General features: G+C 46.3%; 15 protein-coding genes. 11 read left to right on the forward strand and 4 right to left on the reverse strand.

From position 1 onward, the window contains the following. The first annotated feature begins 206 nt into the window (after nucleotides 1–206). The 8 genes from QP775_RS16785 (at nucleotide 207) to QP775_RS16820 (ending at nucleotide 10682) form a co-directional block, all read left to right on the forward strand. Entirely contained in the window at nucleotides 207–440 is a 234-nt protein-coding gene (locus QP775_RS16785; RefSeq protein WP_239326639.1) for a ferredoxin, read from the forward strand. A gap of 232 nt (nucleotides 441–672) precedes the next feature. Beyond that, nucleotides 673–2541: a CHASE2 domain-containing protein gene (locus QP775_RS16790; RefSeq protein WP_285107716.1), complete on the forward strand. Its 1869-nt coding sequence runs from the start codon at nucleotides 673–675 to the stop codon at nucleotides 2539–2541. 66 nt (nucleotides 2542–2607) lie between these two features. After that, nucleotides 2608–4578 carry a FecR family protein gene (locus QP775_RS16795; protein WP_285107718.1) on the forward strand — a complete coding sequence of 657 codons (1971 nt, stop codon included), beginning with the start codon at nucleotides 2608–2610 and terminating at the stop codon, nucleotides 4576–4578. Between the two features lie 116 nt (nucleotides 4579–4694). Next, the gene (locus QP775_RS16800; RefSeq protein ID WP_285107720.1) at nucleotides 4695–6383 is read left to right on the forward strand and encodes an NHL domain-containing protein; all 1689 of its coding nucleotides are present in this window, start codon (nucleotides 4695–4697) and stop codon (nucleotides 6381–6383) included. Between the two features lie 55 nt (nucleotides 6384–6438). Next, on the forward strand, nucleotides 6439–7857 hold the full coding sequence (locus QP775_RS16805; RefSeq protein ID WP_285107975.1) for a L,D-transpeptidase: 1419 nt from the start codon (nucleotides 6439–6441) through the stop codon (nucleotides 7855–7857). A gap of 431 nt (nucleotides 7858–8288) precedes the next feature. After that, on the forward strand, nucleotides 8289–9383 hold the full coding sequence (locus QP775_RS16810; RefSeq protein WP_239326647.1) for a quinone-dependent dihydroorotate dehydrogenase: 1095 nt from the start codon (nucleotides 8289–8291) through the stop codon (nucleotides 9381–9383). A 59-nt stretch (nucleotides 9384–9442) separates the two neighbouring features. Then, nucleotides 9443–10258 (forward strand): GTP diphosphokinase, encoded by an 816-nt coding sequence (yjbM, locus tag QP775_RS16815; protein ID WP_239326649.1) that lies wholly within the window; start codon nucleotides 9443–9445, stop codon nucleotides 10256–10258. Next, entirely contained in the window at nucleotides 10209–10682 is a 474-nt protein-coding gene (locus tag QP775_RS16820) for a DUF309 domain-containing protein (RefSeq protein ID WP_239326651.1), read from the forward strand. Before yjbM ends, QP775_RS16820 begins: the two co-directional genes overlap by 50 nt. Nucleotides 10683–10776: 94 nt before the next feature. Here QP775_RS16820 and QP775_RS16825 read toward each other — a convergent pair whose 3' ends face one another. From QP775_RS16825 to QP775_RS16835, 3 genes are read right to left on the reverse strand one after another with little or no spacing between them, the layout of a single operon-like run. Continuing rightward, nucleotides 10777–11865: an efflux RND transporter periplasmic adaptor subunit gene (locus QP775_RS16825; RefSeq protein WP_239326653.1), complete on the reverse strand. Its 1089-nt coding sequence runs from the start codon at nucleotides 11863–11865 to the stop codon at nucleotides 10777–10779. A 42-nt stretch (nucleotides 11866–11907) separates the two neighbouring features. Then, nucleotides 11908–13263: an ABC transporter permease gene (locus QP775_RS16830; protein WP_239326656.1), complete on the reverse strand. Its 1356-nt coding sequence runs from the start codon at nucleotides 13261–13263 to the stop codon at nucleotides 11908–11910. Beyond that, nucleotides 13260–13961, reverse strand: coding sequence for an ABC transporter ATP-binding protein (locus tag QP775_RS16835; RefSeq protein WP_239326658.1), 702 nt, complete (start codon nucleotides 13959–13961; stop codon nucleotides 13260–13262). Before QP775_RS16835 ends, QP775_RS16830 begins: the two co-directional genes overlap by 4 nt. 231 nt (nucleotides 13962–14192) lie before the next feature. Here QP775_RS16835 and QP775_RS16840 point away from each other — a divergent pair, with 231 nt between their 5' ends. The 3 genes from QP775_RS16840 to QP775_RS16850 are packed head-to-tail and all read left to right on the forward strand — an operon-like array spanning nucleotide 14193 to nucleotide 17411. Beyond that, entirely contained in the window at nucleotides 14193–15824 is a 1632-nt protein-coding gene (locus QP775_RS16840) for an RsmB/NOP family class I SAM-dependent RNA methyltransferase (RefSeq protein WP_285107727.1), read from the forward strand. Further along, nucleotides 15824–16567 (forward strand): pseudouridine synthase, encoded by a 744-nt coding sequence (locus QP775_RS16845; protein WP_239326662.1) that lies wholly within the window; start codon nucleotides 15824–15826, stop codon nucleotides 16565–16567. Before QP775_RS16840 ends, QP775_RS16845 begins: the two co-directional genes overlap by 1 nt. Nucleotides 16568–16607: 40 nt before the next feature. Next, a complete protein-coding gene (locus QP775_RS16850; protein WP_239326664.1) occupies nucleotides 16608–17411 on the forward strand; it encodes a Cof-type HAD-IIB family hydrolase in 804 nt (267 codons plus the stop codon). 83 nt (nucleotides 17412–17494) lie between these two features. Here QP775_RS16850 and QP775_RS16855 read toward each other — a convergent pair whose 3' ends face one another. Then, nucleotides 17495–17581, reverse strand: a complete 87-nt coding sequence (locus QP775_RS16855; RefSeq protein ID WP_239327722.1) for a YjcZ family sporulation protein — start codon at nucleotides 17579–17581, stop codon at nucleotides 17495–17497. Nucleotides 17582–17822 lie beyond the last annotated feature (241 nt).

Consider the following 17822-nt stretch of genomic DNA (forward strand, 5'->3'; position numbering starts at 1 on the left):
CCATGTATAGTACCCCCAATTTTGTCATTTGAGACTGGTGTCACGATCATTTTGATTTATGGGTGACAGGGGTGTCAAAGCTATATGTAGTCTAGCATTTTTGTTGGATAAAACTTGGAAATCGTTTGAATTTCACCCCTGTTTGTATTATATTGATTACGGAGGAACCAAGAAGATCTGTACTGATAACAGGAGGGAACTAACCAATGGCAAAATACACTTGGGTTGATAAAGACACATGTATCGCATGTGGCGCTTGCGGAGCTACAGCTCCGGACATCTATGATTATGATGATGAGGGATTGGCAGAAGTTATCTTCAATGGAGATAACAATCAAGGCATTACAGTAATTCCGGAAGATTTGTTTGATGATCTGCAAGACGCAGCTGACGGATGTCCTACAGATTCCATCAGAATTGCTGATGCGCCTTTCAACTAATCTGCTATTCATACGAGGATAACATTTAGAGAGAGAACAACCAACCAAAACCCCGCCAATGGCGGGGTTTTTACATTTTATACGGATAAGCGTCGAAATGTGCATCATCAAATTGCACAAATTACCTTTTCATTTTACAATGAATATTACAAATGTTGAATAAAGTAAAAGTATGCGTTCCTGAGAAGCATGTCCTTATACTTATTAAATAAGCAAGCGAAAGGAATTGCGGATGCGTAAGAAAGCGTTTTCTATAGTTGTAGTTACCACGATAACGATTGTGTTGAGCTTGTCGATGACCTTGATGGGACACGGCGGCTTGTTTCGAATGGGTGAAAATGCTGTTCGAGATGTACTCCTACTCAAAACAGAGCAGGAACGCTCACCGAATGATCGTATTAAGTTGATCACAATCGATGATTATTCCATTCAACAGCTTGGCGCATATCCATGGCCTCGGTCTATATATGCTCAATTGATTGAGCAGCTAATGAATGCAGGCGCCAAATCGGTATTGCTAGATCTGCTGATGCTAGAACCCTCTGCTGACTTATCTGATGATGAAGAGTTAGCTGCCACGATAAACAAGTGGCCGCAAGTATATGTTCCATTGCAAGTCAATTTCCCGCCGCTCCAGGACTATGCGAATCGAATGAACATAACCAGAATTGATAGACCGGCAGCAACGCTGCGCGTTAACCCGAAGCAGGTAGGGCACGCCAATGTAATGCCGGATAAAGATGGTGTGATTCGCAAGTTGACTATAGGACTCCCGGATGAGTCAGGAAATTGGATTCCTTCTATTGATGTGTTGCTGGCTAATGAGCTGCTTCCAGTCGATCAGCGCATCGAATGGGAGGAAAGCAGCCAAAGCTGGAAACGTGGAGGAGCGGATATCCCGACAGAGGGGTGGAATCAGGTGACAGTTGATTTTTATTCATCAGCTTATGACGATAAATCAACTGTAACAGAGGGGTATGACCGACAATCCCTTGCAGATGTACTGTTCGGTAATATTGAACCTGAATATTACAAAGATTGTATCGTAATCATCGGACCTTCCTCTAGATCTTTAGGGGATATGCACATGACTCCGATTAGCCGTTCTTTGCCTCTGCATGGGCTTGAAGTGCATGCCAACATGATCCAGTCCTTAGTAGAAGGACATTTTTATAAAGAGATCCCAAAAGTTGCGGCGTTCTTGGTCATTCTTCTTGCTGTAGTGCTGGCCTTTGCAAGCGGCCACATGCTGCGGGGAATTCGCGGAATGGGAATGATCATGTTGATGATTGGCGCCTATGTCGTGTTTGGTTATGTATGCTTCCAATGGAAATCGGTCTATATTCCTTTTCTATACGGTTGGATAGGTATGATTCTGGGATACATGATCGCCGCAGTCAAGCGAAGTGAAGAGGAACGAAGGGGAAGAAAGCATGTCACACATTTATTTGGCCGGTATGTATCTCCACAGGTGGTCAAACAGCTGTTAGAATCCCAAGTACCCATTAAACCTGGTGGCAACCGTATGGACATAACGGTGATGTTCATTGATATGAGGGGATTCACGCCGCTGTCGGAGCAGCTTCCTCCGGAGCAGACGATAGCTATTTTAAATAAGTATTTACACTTATGTACGGATACTATATTTCGATTTGAAGGTACACTGGATAAATTTCTTGGAGATGGTGTCATGGCTATATTTGGGGCGCCTAATTGTATGGAGCAGCATGCAGAACGAGCCGTTGAAGCTGCTGCAGAGCTGCTTGTTCAAGCTTGTGAACTGCAAGAAAAGCTAGAGCGTGAGTCAGGAATTATCGTTCGGTTTGGGGTAGGACTTGAAAGCGGTGAAGCTGTAGTGGGGAACGTCGGGTCTGAAAAGCTGCGCATGGATTACACTGCGATTGGGGACACGGTAAATATTGCGGCAAGGCTGGAGTCTAAGGCGGGACCAGGGCAGTTGTTAATTGGCCCGAATGCAGCGAGTCGCATAGCGGATTCATATCCATTGCGGACGATTGGCCCGATGACGCTCAAAGGCAAGTCAGAGCCTGTCATGGTGTTTGAGCTGCAGCGAGACGAATATCTGAAAAAGCGAATATAAATGAGTGCTTAAGATCTTGAACAATGATCCATCACAGCCGATAAATAAGTAAGGAGGCGTATACGAATGAAACGAGTAACTTGTATCGTGTTGTCCTTTGTGATGTTGTTTGCCGCCATTTGTGGTGGAGTAAGCATACAAACAACTGCCGCAGCAGCTAAGTTAGTTCGTGCAGCAGTTGTTACCGAATGGAAAGGTAAAGTTCTAGTCGAGAAAGTAGGGGGCAAGAAGCCTCTCCAAGTGTTTAAGAAGATGAGTATTAATCAAGGGGATCGGATTACGACTGGAGCGAAGTCCAAAGTAGTTCTTCAACTTGCAGGCGGAGCAGAACAGGATGTCGTAACGATTGGTGAAAATTCAGATGTCAGCTTCACGGAGCTGAAAAAGGATAAAGGAGTCGTCACCCGGATCAGTGTCTGGGCAGGTTCGGCTTGGTTAAAAGTAAAATCGATTGCAGGCGCTGATGACCGCTTTGAACTGGAGACACCAACAACAGTTATGGCGGTACGTGGAACTCAGTTTGGTGTCTACGTCCATCCTATGGCTGGTTGGTCGCGACTTACTGTGTCAGCAGGTGTCGTAAGGGTGTATTATCCGTATGGGGTTGCTGATGACACGTTAATGGCGGGTGAAGTATCAGGTGCGGATCGGAATGCGGCATACGCCATTGCACCCGCCTCCTGGATGAAAGCGGGGGGCCCGCTGCTTACGTTAGGTAAGCAGGATATTTATCCGGCCCAGTCAAGTACATTTATCCCTGTAGGTGGCAGCAGGACTGGCATGCTGGCACTTCAGAGCTATGCGGACCCGAAGGGCGTGGCTCCTGGGGACACGGCAATTATTCGAGCAATGGTGGAAGGATATACGGAGGCGCAGGCAGAGAATAAGACCATGCTGGATCAATGGAGCCGAAGCTGCTTGAATGGCGCGGTTGAGTCGATATGTTCTTCATTATACAGCTACAGTCGGCTAGGCATGCCGAACGATAGTAAAGAATCTTCCTTGTCTGCAGAAGCTGTAAAAGCATTAAAGGAAAGAGCGATACATAATGTGCAGTCCTACCTGGATGCAGTGTTGTCGATGTCTGTACGTACAGGTGTCATTACAGAGGGTGAAGCTGCAAACTGGCGGCAGCGTGGAGGAGATTCGCAACAAGCAGGTTCTAGTTCCAATCAGGAACAGCTTCGTCTGTCTATTGATGAATTAAAGCAGACGGCTTATGTTGCGGAGCGTCTGCAGGAGACGCTTCCTGTGACGGTATTATCCGAAGAATTGCGCGATCTAAAGGATAAGCTTATGGAAGAAGGACGCCAGCGGGAAGAAGTGCAAAAAAAGCTAGACAAAGAGGTATCAAAACAGCTTGTAGCAAGCTATCTCGAACAACTGACAGCTAAAGAGCGTGATCAATTTAACGAGCGGAAAAACCAAGCCCATACAGAACTGTGCGAGAATGCGGCCAATGTGCTTAGCTGCGAGACCGATGAGGACAATCCGGGTGGTAGTGGAGGAGCGGGCGCAGGCGGGAATGGTGGCGGAATTGTTACACCTCCACCTGAGACATTAAACGTGTTGGAACTGAAAGGTGACAGTGCTTCTTTACAAGCTGGAAAGGCTGTATTGGTACACGCGGTATTAAAAAGGTTCCAAGTGAGCCCGCTTGTAGGTTCTCTTGAGTTGGCAATCGAAGTCGAGGGTGGACAGCTCGATACGAAGCTGCTTGATTCTCAATCTACGATTTATCGTCATGGGGTCAACGGGAAATTTAAGATAGCTCATAATGCTGATCAATATGTGATTAGTAACGCTATAGATCAATGGAGCAGCACAGGGAACTTATTTTATTATCAGCTGTTAAGGACAAAGACAGGAGCTGCTCAGCTCTCCAACGATGACGTTTTGATAAGTCTACCTTACGTAGCACAAGCCGGCAAGGAGCTGAAGCTGACTATTAAGCAGCTTAAAATGTATGATGCTGAAGGTAAAACGATAACGGCGACTGCTGCACAGAAGCCGCTTATTATTCCGATTGTTCCTTAATTGGTTTATGAACATAAAGGAGAAAGTCAATGATGAAAAGGGCTTTGAATAATTGCATCCATAGATTAACTCACCAGTCAAAGCGAATTCTCATAGCTGGGATCACATGCGTGATGATGGCAATGGTAGTGTTACAACCGTTGACTGTGTCAGCGTCAGCCCCTCCTGTGGACAAAGCATCCATTCCAAATGAAAATGCGTTACTTCAGATGAAGTCTCCTGCGGTGCATCTGGAAGGATGGCTGGAAGGTTCGCAGTGGTATGAACTGGTTCACAGATCTGGTAATGGTGAATCCGGTTGGCAGGATGGTGAGGGAGCCTTGTCACGTTTCCGTTATCCGACTAGTCTCGTGGTAGATAGTGCCGGTAAGCTGATTGTAGCAGATACGGATAATAATTTGATTCGTGAAGTTGATGCTGTAGGAAACGTTAATACAATAGCAGGTGCGCAGCTTGGGTTGAATGAACAAGGGAATCCCGTGGGTGGATGGCTGGATGGGAAAAGCGCAAACACACTCTTTCAATCTCCTATGGGAATGGCAATAGGCAAGGACGGAACATTATATGTTGCGGACAGCGGTAATCATGTTATTCGTAAACGAACTATAGATGGTACTGTATCAACTGTTGCGGGCGATGGATTGGCAGGTTGGCAGGATGGCGCTGCGAAGCAGGCGAGATTTCATTCTCCGCGCGGGATCGCTATTGGAGACGACGGGACATTATATGTAGCGGATTCATTAAATCATGTTATCCGAACGATTGATCGGACGGGGAACGTGAAGACGATTACTTCTCGTTCAAGCCGTGTTGTAGAGTATATAGATGGGGCTCTGGCTGCAGCAGGCAATTATAAAGACGGAACCATTGCGGATGCCCTCTTTAATGAGCCGTCCGCACTAATATGGCTGAATCCAGATACGCTGGTCGTTAGCGATACAGGCAATCAGAGGATTCGTACGATAAATTTGAAGCTGAATACGGTATCCACGCTTGCCGGCAGCGGGGCATATGACAAGTCGACACAACGGCTATATGGTAGTCATGAGCTGTATGTACCAGGAGATTATCGGGATGGTGCTGCAAATCAAGCCCTGTTTAATAGTCCAAACGGACTTGCGATAGCAGTTGATGGAAGCATTATAGTAGCGGATCGTTGGAATCATGTGCTGCGTATGATCAAAGACGATAAAGTCTACACGATAGCGGGGCAGCCAGAGCTGAGCGGAGCGATAGACGGCTTTGCTGAGAGGGCGACTCTGCATGAACCGACAGGAGTAGCGGCACTTAAGGATGGACGAATAGCATTCACAGACTCTTTTAACAATAAAATACGTGTGCTGCAGCGATATGAGCTGCCCATAGGCATGAAGACAAGTCATCAAAGTAGTTCAGCAGCTGAACACATCTCTCTTGTTTACAATAAGCAGATCCTACCTGACGAAGTTACTCCGCAGCTCAAACACGGGAGCGTGTGGCTTCCCTTACGTGCTCTTGCTGATGCTGTAGGAATGAAGACTTCAATGAGCAAAGAGGGAACGGTAATACTATCTTATGGTTCAATTCAGTATGAATTAAAAGTTGGAAGCCGCGAAGCTATTCGTGTGGATCAAGGACAGCGGACGATTGTAGGGATGCATGCTGCACCTTATATCGAACAAGATCGGGTCATGCTGCCTATACGATTTATTGCGGAACAATTCGGATTTCAAGCAGATTGGCTGCCAACCATGAGAACGGTTGTCATCCGAGATACGTTATTTGTCAGATACGAAGTAACCGGATCTTCGCTGCCGCCGCAGTAACGGTAGTAGGCATTGTGGAGTAGCAGGCAGGGGAAGGAGATGAGCATTTAAGGTGATGAAAATTCAGGGCGAATCGCCATTTTCAGAAAAAGATCAAGCGTATATGAAAAAGTACCTGGAGTCTCATCCAGACAGTCGTATGGCTTGGTATTTGCTAGGCAAGCAGTATGAACGCGCCGGAGAAAACAACAAGGCCAATTATTGCTTTAATCAAGCTGGAGATATTTATAAAGCGTTTGAGAATGGTCCACTGCCCGCTGAAACGGCTGCTGAGGAACGATCCTTGAGACAACAAGCGTTTCGTCATCGTCAATTGGTGCGCCAACGTCGTCAATTGGCAATCCGTTCAGTTCTGCTGCTTCTCCTTCTTAGCTCCTTATTAATTGCTATACCAGGTGGAGAAGCAGCTGCACCTGCGTTCCAGAAGGCGACTGAAGAAGTCAAGCCGAGTGAAGAGGTCAAAGAACCAGCGATAGTCATACCGATTATTGAACTAGTTGGCAAGAACTCTCCCGATGCAGTCGGCAATGCTTTGAAGAAAGCAGTAAAGGTTGCTTCTCAAAATGAGCAAGCACAGACAAACACGCTTATTATTGAACAGGAACAGAGAGAGCGCTGGCTGCTGTGGAGTCGCTCCCCCGAACCGTCGATGTCCATTCGACCGGCAGCTACAAAGGGCCAGGCTCAAGTTGATAACCTAAAACTTCCCGAATGTGAGTGTAAACCAGAGCGGGACAAAGCCAATCGGTATGCAAAGGCTTGGGCTGCTCAAGCGGAGAGCACGCTCATTGCACGTTCCATTGTGACGGCAGTTATTCGCAGCGGGGCAGAGCCGCCGCCTCGACTTGAGACGCTGGCGAAATCATATCCGCGCAATCGGATCGCTGGCGTAGATTCGCTCGCAGCTCCTTATTATGAGGAGGCCGTGAAACAATGGAACTCCAGTGCAAAGACAACTCCATCCCGCAGCGAACGATTAAAACTATTGTGGGCTTCGAAAACCAAAGCTGGGAAGCAGCCCTTCAAGGAAGCGCTGCGGATCGTGGTTGATAAAAGCTCACATCGGCTTGCTCTTATAAGCGGAGATCAGATCATCCGCAGTTATAAAGTTGGATTGGGTGGTAAGCGGACGCCGGAAGGGAAATTTACAATATCGGAAAAGGTTGTGAACCCGAATGGCAGTGCTACAGGAGCTTTTGGCAGCAGAGGCATGACACTTTCCAATACGTTATACGCGATTCATGGAACGGATGAGCCGGATAGTATAGGAGCCAATCGCTCGTTGGGATGTGTTAGAATGACGAGGCAGGACGTGGAGGAGCTATATGATCTTGTGCCAATTGGCACAGAGGTTCAGATTTCAAAAGGCGTACTTCCCGATGTTGACGTAGCTCCGCCCTCGGGTGAGAAATATCAAGTGCCGCTTACTCCAAAGCAGGACAACCCTAATAAGATTTACAAATGGTTAGGATAATATCGATGACAAAAGAGCCGCTCCCTAGATCTAGGGAGCGGCTCCTGAATATATATCGTAAAGGTCTAACCGTTAATGATAAGTAATACTGTAATAAGTATAATGCTTAACAATAGAATGCCGGAAATCCAGGTGATCGCTGAGCTATTGACGGGGTCTGAATTGTGAGACGTCCGAGTAGGAGGCATGCGTTTGGCTGACATAGGTCATCACCTTTCTTATGTGGTTCTATACTCTATATTGTAACCGTTTTCTTTTGTTTTGGCTAGGTCTTGCGTGTGATTTGACGCTCTTTTCTTTTAGCGGCGAAACCAGTAAACTGTAACATAGGATCAGTTTCCCCTCGGATGTAGACAGGGAGTTCCTCTAACCAAATTTAATAATATATGTTAGAATAAATAACATGATCACAGACGAACGGAGTGGAACCTTTGTTATATCGTTATGTTGGTAAACCGATGTTTTTTCGCATGGATCCGGAACGGGCCCATCACCTTGTGCTGGACGGAATGGCGACTGCGGCTAAAGTTCCAGGTTCACTTGCACTTTTACGAGGCATGTATGGCGTAAAGGAGGAGGCTATGCTGGCCACGGATCTATTTGGGCTGCATTTTCATAGTCCTATTGGTTTGGCGGCTGGTTTAGATAAGAATGCGACTTCGGTTGAGGCGTTATCCTCAGTTGGATTTGGATTTATTGAGGTAGGAACTGTGACACCTGTCGGTCAATCGGGTAATGAGAAGCCTAGGATGTTTCGCTTGCCAGAGGATGAAGCCTTAATTAACCGAATGGGATTTAACAATGACGGTGCTGAGATGTTGAACGTACGGCTGAAGCGGTTGGATAATTACACTGTGCCTGTATTTGTTAACATCGGCAAGAACAAAGTGACACCGAACGAGCAAGCTAACGAGGATTACTTAACATGTATTCGGACGTTGTATGATGTTGCTAATCTGTTTGTTGTGAACATTAGTTCCCCGAATACGCCTAATCTGCGTAATCTTCAGCACGGCGACGAGCTCCGCTCCTTATTGGAAGCGGTAGTCAACGAGATGAATACACAGAATAAGGCAAGCGGCAAGAATAAGGCTGTGCTTGTGAAAATTGCTCCTGATGTCTCAGACGAAGAGTTGGCGCATATGACGGATACAATCGTATCAAGCGGTGTAAACGGCATTATTGCAACTAATACGACGTTGTCCCGGATGGGGACAACGCACTCCAATCGGGTGGAGACTGGGGGATTAAGCGGCAAGCCGCTAACGGAAAGATCAACTGAAGTAATTCGTCAGGTATATCGCCTGACAGAAGGTAAGCTGCCTATTATCGGTTCTGGAGGCGTGTTCACAGCAAAGGATGCGTATGCGCATATTTGTGCTGGAGCTAGTTTGGTTGAGATTTACACGTCCTTTATTTACCGTGGCCCCGAGATTACGCGTGAGCTTGCTCGAGGGATTAAACAATTGCTTGAGCAGGATGGTTATAAGCATATTTCAGAGGCAGTAGGGAGAGACCATAAATAAACAGCAGTGCAACTATACAATGTGCTGGATGAACGGTTGGACGGACAGGAGGCGTTCGGATGGACGGAAGAGATTGGGGAAAATTTTTGCTGCCTTATGAACAGGCCGTCGAGGAGCTGAAGGTCAAATTCAAGACGCTGCGCTCGGAGCTGAAGAAGCGTGAGGAATACGCGCCTATCGAGTTTGTGACGGGTCGTGTCAAACGTATTTCGAGCATTTTGGAGAAAGCAAGGCGGCTTGATGTTCCCCGGGAACATATTGAACGTGGGATAGAGGATATTGCGGGTATCCGCATTATGTGCCAGTTTGTCGAAGATATTCGTTATGTGGCACAGCTCATTCGCAATCGCAAAGATATGAGCGTGTTGTATGAGAAAGACTACATTACCAATTTCAAAGACAGCGGTTATCGAAGCTTTCATATGATCGTTGAATATCCGGTTCAGACGGCTCTAGGTCAGAAGATCGTACTTGCTGAGATTCAAATTCGCACGCTGGCGATGAATTTCTGGGCTACGATTGAGCACTCTCTGAACTATAAATATAAAGACAGCCTGCCAGACGATGTAAGAGAGCGGCTGAAGAAGGCCGCTGAGGCAGCATTTATTCTTGATAATGAGATGACAAGTATTAGACATGAGATCTTGGATGCGCAGCGGAGCTTTGAAGACAAGTCGAAGATTGTGCAGAATTGTCTGTCCTTTATCCAAGAGCTGTATTTTTATCATAAGATTACGGAAGCGATTCACTTCCAGCTCCGGTTTAACGAATTGTGGGAGCAGAATGATTTGGCAGGCTTAAGAAGGCTGGAAGAAGATCTCATCAATGCGATTAGCACCGCTAAGAGAAGCAGTCGGAGCGCAGATGACGAATAAGGGCTACGATAGGCTGTATGTGGCTTTTATAAAGCTCTTTAATGAAGAGCGGGACTATTACGCTTGCCATGACGTCATGGAGGAATTATGGCTTGAGGAGGGACGGAAGCCGCTCTATCAAGGATTGCTGCAAGTGGCTGTAGGACTTCATCATTGGCATAATGGAAACAATTCTGGTGCCGTGAAGTTATGGGAAGCCGCTTTGCAGAAGCTCGATAGTTATGCAGACTTAGAGTTGGGCATCCGGCTTGACCTCATTCGCCATGATACACTCAGGTTGCTTAAAGCGTTACGGACGTCAGAAGGTGCTGTCCCTTTGGAGCATTTGACGATTACCATTGAAGATAGTGAGCTTGCGGATGCTGTAATTATGTGCTCGCTCACTGATTTAGTTGAAGCAGATGATGGCCTAATAGACAAATAAGTTTAAGCAAAGAGCCAAGGCGTTAGGATACCTTGGCTCTTTGCTTGTGTATTTATGTTGTATTCAGTCTAGGCTCATTATTTCATCCACCAGCTTATTGCAGCACAACTGTTTCCCCTGGTTTCAGTCCTTCAATAATTTCAGTTTTATCCGGAGTTTCCATGCCAATCTTAATGTCACGGCGCTCCACTTGACCGTCTGCCTTTTGCACTTGAACATAAGCTTTGTCCTGCTGCTTCATAATTGCAACAGTTGGCGCTACAATCACATTTGGTTTGCGAGCAGCTTCGACTTGGCCAGTTAAGCTTAATCCTGCTATAAGGTTCTGGTTAGCTTCCAAACTAATGATGACTTCGAATTGTACGGCTTGGTTTGTCACTGTCGAAGGTTGATCCGTACCACTCTTGGCAAATTTGGATACTTTCAGTACTTTTCCTTTTAAAGGTACTTCTTTCATCGCATTAATCTTTACTTTTACAGGCATACCCACTTTGATGGAGAAAATGTCTTGCTCACCTACAAGCGATACTAACTGAAGTTTCTTCGTATCTACAATTTTGCCGATGCGAGCATTCTCTTGCACCACTTGGGGCAGCTTGCTCGCCTCATCATAAAGGAAAATACCCGATGCAGGTGAAGAGAAGCGGGCTGCTGCAATCTTCTTGCGTTTATCAGCCATCTCTTGCATTTGAATGTCACGGGATACGCTGCCAAGCTCTTGCTGCAGGCGAGCGGTTTCCTTCTGCACAAATTGTTTCTTGACCTCATCTTCTGTCATGCCCATCATACCCGTTTCGCTGTTAACTGTCGCTTGGAACTTGGTGAGCTGCTCTTCAAGCTTCTTCTTTTTCAGTTCTGCTTCTGTCTGTGCAATCTCATGCTCAAGTTCTGTCGGATCTAGTTGGAAAAGGGTGTCGCCTTTGGATACCTGCTGTGCATCCTTGACGGTCCATTGCTTTACTTTGGCGTTAAAAGGCGCATAAACAATCGTTTCTGTCTCGTATGTTGATTTGCCTTTTACTTCAATGTTGCGTATCAAATCTTCTTGCGTCACCTCAAAAGTGACTGCATTAGCGTTTTTGTTGGCTGCATCAGGCGAAGCAGGATTGGCAAAAGTGTATAAACCATAACTAATGACTGCTAGTAAGCCTAAAATAACAACCCATTTTATTGTTTTTTTCATTTGATTTTGTTTCCTCCTCTAGATCTGTTGGACGCTGCAATTCTAATCACGCTTAATAGCTGTTAATGCATCGGTGCGTGAAGCGCTGAGCGCAGGATATATTCCGGATAACACACCAGTAAGCACTGCAAAAAATATGCCTAATGGAATATTGATGAGTGGGATAAAAATAAATCCTTGACCTGCTTCGGTTGCTCTCGCAGCAGCTCCGTTAATGCCCCATACTAGCCAATACGAGATCATAACGCCGATAAGTCCGCCCAATAGACCAAGCAGTGCGGCTTCTATAATAAACATATTGCGTATTTGCCTCAAATTAGCGCCAAGTACTTTCATAATGCCGATTTGACGACGGCGTTGATGAGTGGACATTGTCATTGCAACAACGATTGAGATCGAGGCGATAATCAAGACGAACAAACCAACACCTAGTGCAATCGTTCGTACCATCTTGAATGTATCCTCCAAACGTTCTTTCTGCTTGAGATTGGTCTGTGTGTTGAGCATCAGCTTCTTAATTTGTTTTTCCACTTGCTCTACATTTTTCTGATCGTCTACTTTAACAAGAATAGACTTATATGTACCTGCTTCACTTGGAGGGGGCGCATCCGGCCCTTGGTTCAACTTTAGCTGATCACGTATAAGTGCGGCCGTTTCTAGCGAAGTGTAGGCTTTCTTATCGTACTTGGCAGAATCGGCAGATGCGTCTGCGGGTTTCTTTATCACACTCGTAATTCGCATTGTGCTAGTAGTAGGCTTGTGCTGATCAGCCGTGTCAGCTCGTTCGAATCGTACCTGCCGTTGGAATAACGGAGTATGCAACTTTTGAATATTTTCCAGCTGCTGCGTAATTTCTTCGTTAAAAGGGTCTTGATTCTGCTTCTGTATAAGCGGTTCCAATGTTTCTCTGTCCAGAAGTCCGTACTCTGCACCGTAATTAAGAACAACAGTATCTGCAACGTCAGAAGGACCTCCTTGACGAAACTGATGGTTGAAATTGGCAAGTTGCTCCAAATCTGTTCCGATGACCTGCACATTGTTACTGCGATCATCTGTCGTGTGCATGGAGAAGTATCCGACCTCTTCAAATGGTGACGCTGCCTTGACATGTGGAAGATTGCGGACCAGATTCAGCTTCTGCTTAGTCAGCTTACCTCTGTTGTCTACATCCTTATTTACCTCTTCGCCTTTGTTCTGGATCGGGGTTACTGTAATTTCATCCATCTTGAGGAAGGAGTTAAGTTCTTTTTCGGCGTAGATCTGTGCGGATTGACCGAGGCTCATTGCAACGATGATAGCTGCACAGCCGATGGAGATACCGGCGGAGCATAGTCCAGTAACAACTTTTCGTCTACGTAGTTGGTCTATGGCAAGGCTCATATAGTCTCGTGCTCTCATGCTGTGCCTCCTTCAACGGCGACAGGGGCTTTATCTTCAACAAGATGGCCATCCCTGAGCGTAATAACACGCTTGGTATGATCGGCTACCTCACGTTCGTGGGTAACGATAATAAATGTAGTGCTCATCGTCTTGTTCAAATGCTTCAGAATGGCGATTATTTCTTCCTCAGTACGCGTATCCAAGTTGCCAGTCGGCTCGTCCGCAAAGATGACAGAAGGCTCAGTAATTAAGGAACGCGCGATACTGACACGCTGCTGCTGACCGCCAGACAGCTGTGAGGTGAATAACTCACCCTTGTCTGGTATCCCGACCTGCTCAAGCAACTGCTTTGCCTTTTCCTTTCGCTTGCCAGGTGATATGCCTTGGAAAACGAGCGGAAGTTCGATATTCTCTCGAACCGTAAGGTTAGGTATGAGTTCATAAGCTTGAAAAATAAAGCCGATGTTCGTACGGCGAAACTCCGCCAACTGGTTCTCGTTCATCTTGACGATGTCTTGCCCTGCTATGTATATGTTTCCTTCTGTCGGCTTCATCAGACCTGCCATGAGATTTAGCAGTGTTGACTTGCCGGAGCCCGAACTGCCGAGCAAGGCGATCATATCACCCTTCTCCACGTGAAAGTCAATGTGATGAAGCACTTTCGTTAGCTCAGGTCCATTACGAAATGTATGTGATAACTGTTCAACCTTGAGCATGCGGCTCCCCCTTTCTATATTTCGAGTATGGTTAGAATCTACTAAAGTTACATACGAGGCGCAACATAAAGAAGTTCCTACAATTTACCCTACATTACAATAATGTAACATTAGTCGGACGAACAGCGATAGAGGGGGCCCTTCAATCGTTTCAAAATTAGTGAAAATCATGATATGCTATGTTCAATGTTGTCTACTCGCTTAACAGGTATAAAGAGGAAGGATGAAAGTATGAAGGTGCTGCCGACAGCATTTCTAGATGCAATGAGCTCACGTCTAGGTGATGAGTATCAATCGTTTATTAACAGTTATCATCATGCCCCGTATGCAGGGCTTCGTGTTAATACAATTAAAATGGAAGTAGCTCAATTTAAAGAGCTGTTCCCGCTGCCTATTGAACCGATTCCATGGACATCGGATGGATTCTATATCTCAGAGGGTGCACGGCCAGGCAAGCATCCCTTCTATCATGCAGGGATGTACTATATACAAGAGCCAAGCGCGATGACGCCTGTTGAATATTTGGGAGTGGGACAAGGAGATCGCGTATTGGATTTATGTGCGGCGCCTGGCGGAAAGTCAGTTCAAATTGCTGCTCGAATGGGTCGAGACGGGCTGCTCGTGACAAACGATATCCATCCAGATCGAACCAAGGCGCTAGTCCGCAATATGGAATTGTATGGCATTACACGTGCAGTGGTACTGAATGAACGGCCAGAGCGCATAGCCGAAGCCCTGCCGGAGTTCTTTGACAAAGTACTTGTAGATGCGCCTTGCTCAGGCGAAGGTATGTTTCGCAAAGATCCAGAGATGGTAAAAGCGTGGGAGAGGGAACCCGTATTGTCTTATGCTGCGATGCAGCAGGATATTTTGGATAGTGCCGCTAAATTGGTAGCACCAGGTGGACGTTTGGTCTATTCAACTTGCACGTTTTCTCCAGAGGAAAATGAGGCCGCGATTGCCCGATTTTTGACGAAACATTCGGATTATTCTGTTGTTGAAGTACCGTTGTCACATGGGATGAGACCGGGTCGTCCGGAATGGGCTTCTGACTGCCTGCGAGAGCACGACTGGGAGGCGTCAGCTGAGGCTGTTGCGGCAGTATCACGAACAATACGATTGTGGCCACATCATGTTAAAGGCGAAGGTCATTATGTTGCCGTGCTGGAACGAGCCGGTGAACGACCTTATCGGATAGCAAATGAATTAAGCATTGCCCGTTCTTCAGACGAGCCGTGTCCATATAATCCTAATGATAAAGACATTCTTCCGTCAACTGGCAAACAGGACCGTGGAGTACGTATACGCCAGCGTGTACAGGACAATGCTCTCGATGCACGCAAGCGAGCTGGAAAACCACGCACAGATCACCGCCAAATAAGGACAGAAAGCAACAAGAAAGGTCTATACAGACCCGATCATGATCAGCATGAGATTTTTGTACGTTTCTACAATGAGCATTTTATGGATGCTGCTCCCAATATTAATGTATGCATCGGCTCTTACGCTTACGTAAGTCCATTGTCAATTGAGGTTCTCTCTATGCTGCGTGTAGTCAGACCAGGTTGGTTTGTAGGCACCTATAAAGGGGAGCGCTTTGAGCCTTCACATGCGCTTGCCCTTGGGTTACATTCGGGTCAGGCAAAAAGGGTATACCCGCTAACAATCGAACATCCTGATGTTGTTCCTTATTTGCGCGGCGATACACTGACTATACAAGAGACTGATCTTGAGCTGGATGATCATGCAGCGTCAAAAGGTTATGTACTTTTGACGCTTCATGATTGTCCAATCGGATTTGGCAAATGGGTGAATGGTATCCTAAAAAATGAATATCCCGTGGCTTGGAGGTGGACGTCGTAATGGCTGCTAAAATGAGACTTGATAAATTGATGGGACATATGGGGTGCGGCACACGTTCAGAAATTAAAAAGTGGGCGAAGATGGGGCTTATCGTCGTCAATGGAGTGGTTATAAAAGATAGTGGCAAGCAAGTTGACGCTGAACAAGATGAGATATACTTAAGCGGCGAACGGATACAGTATCGAGAATTTATATATGTCATGCTGCATAAGCCTCCGGGGGTCATTTCCGCGACTGAAGATTACAAGGAGCGTACAGTGATTGATCTTCTGCCGGAGGAGCTGAAAGTGTTTGAGCCGTTCCCGGTTGGTCGCTTGGACAAAGATACAGAAGGGCTGCTGCTGCTCTCCAATGATGGCAAGCTTGCTCACGCGCTGCTCTCGCCGCGCAAGCATGTTGCCAAGACATATTATGCGAAAGTACGCGGGAAGGTGGATGAGCACGATATTGCGGCGTTCCAAGCAGGAGTCACTCTTGATGATGGGTATGTTACGCAGCCTGCTGTGCTGGTCGTCCAAGCTGTAGATGAGGATGAGGATATCACGCTTTCTGATATCGAATTGACGATAACAGAGGGGAAATTCCATCAAGTTAAGCGTATGTTTGAAGCTGTAGGCAAGCAGGTCATTTATTTGAAAAGGCTGACGATGGGGACGCTGAATCTTGATCCATCATTAAAGCTGGGTGAATGGCGGGAATTAACGTCTGACGAGTTGGCATTATTACAAGCTGGAGCACAATGAGTTCTTAGCATAATAGAGATAAATAGGTGGAGGGTTACAAATGAGTACAGATATAAAAATGGTTGCACTGGATATGGATGGTACATTGCTGCATGACGATCATACGTTGTCTGAGCAAAATGCAGAAACGATACGTAAGGTGGCACAACAGGGCGTTGAAATCGTGTTGTGCACAGGACGCAGTCCTAGCAGTACGCTGCCTTACCTGGAACAGCTTGGACTAGAGGGTATTGTCATTACTCATAATGGTGCTGCTACCATCGCTTCCAATGGCCGCAAGAATTTGCACAATTTTACGATGCCTCGCAAACAATTGGAAGTGTACATGTCCTATTGCCGTGAGCAGCACGTTCATTTTGATGTGAACACTGCTTTTCATTTGTATGTAGATAGTGTGGAAGTGTTAACAGACGAAGTGATGGATTTATATAAGCAGTTTCTCATAACACCGCAAGTGTTTCCGGGCTGGGATGGTCTTCTAGAGCCGCTGTTAAAGCTGACGATGAGTGGCATGAAGGACCAAATGGACCAAATAGAGGCAGAACTGAATCAGTGGACGCATGAATTACAGTACATTCGCTCTGGTGACTATTTTATTGACGTCATGCACCCGGAGGCTACAAAAGGAAATGCACTTAAGCAGCTAGCCCAGTCAAGGGGACTTGATCGTCACAACATTTTAGCGATCGGTAACTATTATAATGATATGACAATGATTCAATATGCGGGTACCGGAATTGCAATGGATAATTCACCGCTCGACGTTAAATCTGCTGCGGATGACATCACCTTATCTAACAATGAGAACGGAGTCCACGAGGCGCTGCTGAAGTATTGTCTGTGATGATTGTGCGTATCCGTCATGCCGCCAACAAAAAGGAGGGGTAGCCCCTCCCCTCCTGATCGTGGTAGCGTTCTGTTGTTGAGTTAGATAAAGGCACAGGACACAATAACCAACAGGATGAACAATACCAAAATAACGCCCGTGGAAGTAAAACCTGCTACAGCACTCATCGTATAATTCCTCCCTTTGTAATGTAGATGGGCCCACACCGATTCGGGTTTACGTTCCGGGCAGTTGGAGGATGCGACGGAGACGTCCGTCATTCGGTATAGTTCTATAGTATGCTATCGCCTTGATCCGGTTTGGACAGTTGTCACGATTTTTGCAATTTGGGCGAATGTACACACCTTATTAGGGGGAAGGATAACCGTAGGCGCGTACTTCGATATTTCGTACGCCGATCGGAGGCTG

It is taken from the genome of Paenibacillus sp. UMB4589-SE434 (genome assembly GCF_030226685.1).
Classification (GTDB): Bacteria; Bacillota; Bacilli; order Paenibacillales; family Paenibacillaceae; genus Paenibacillus_B.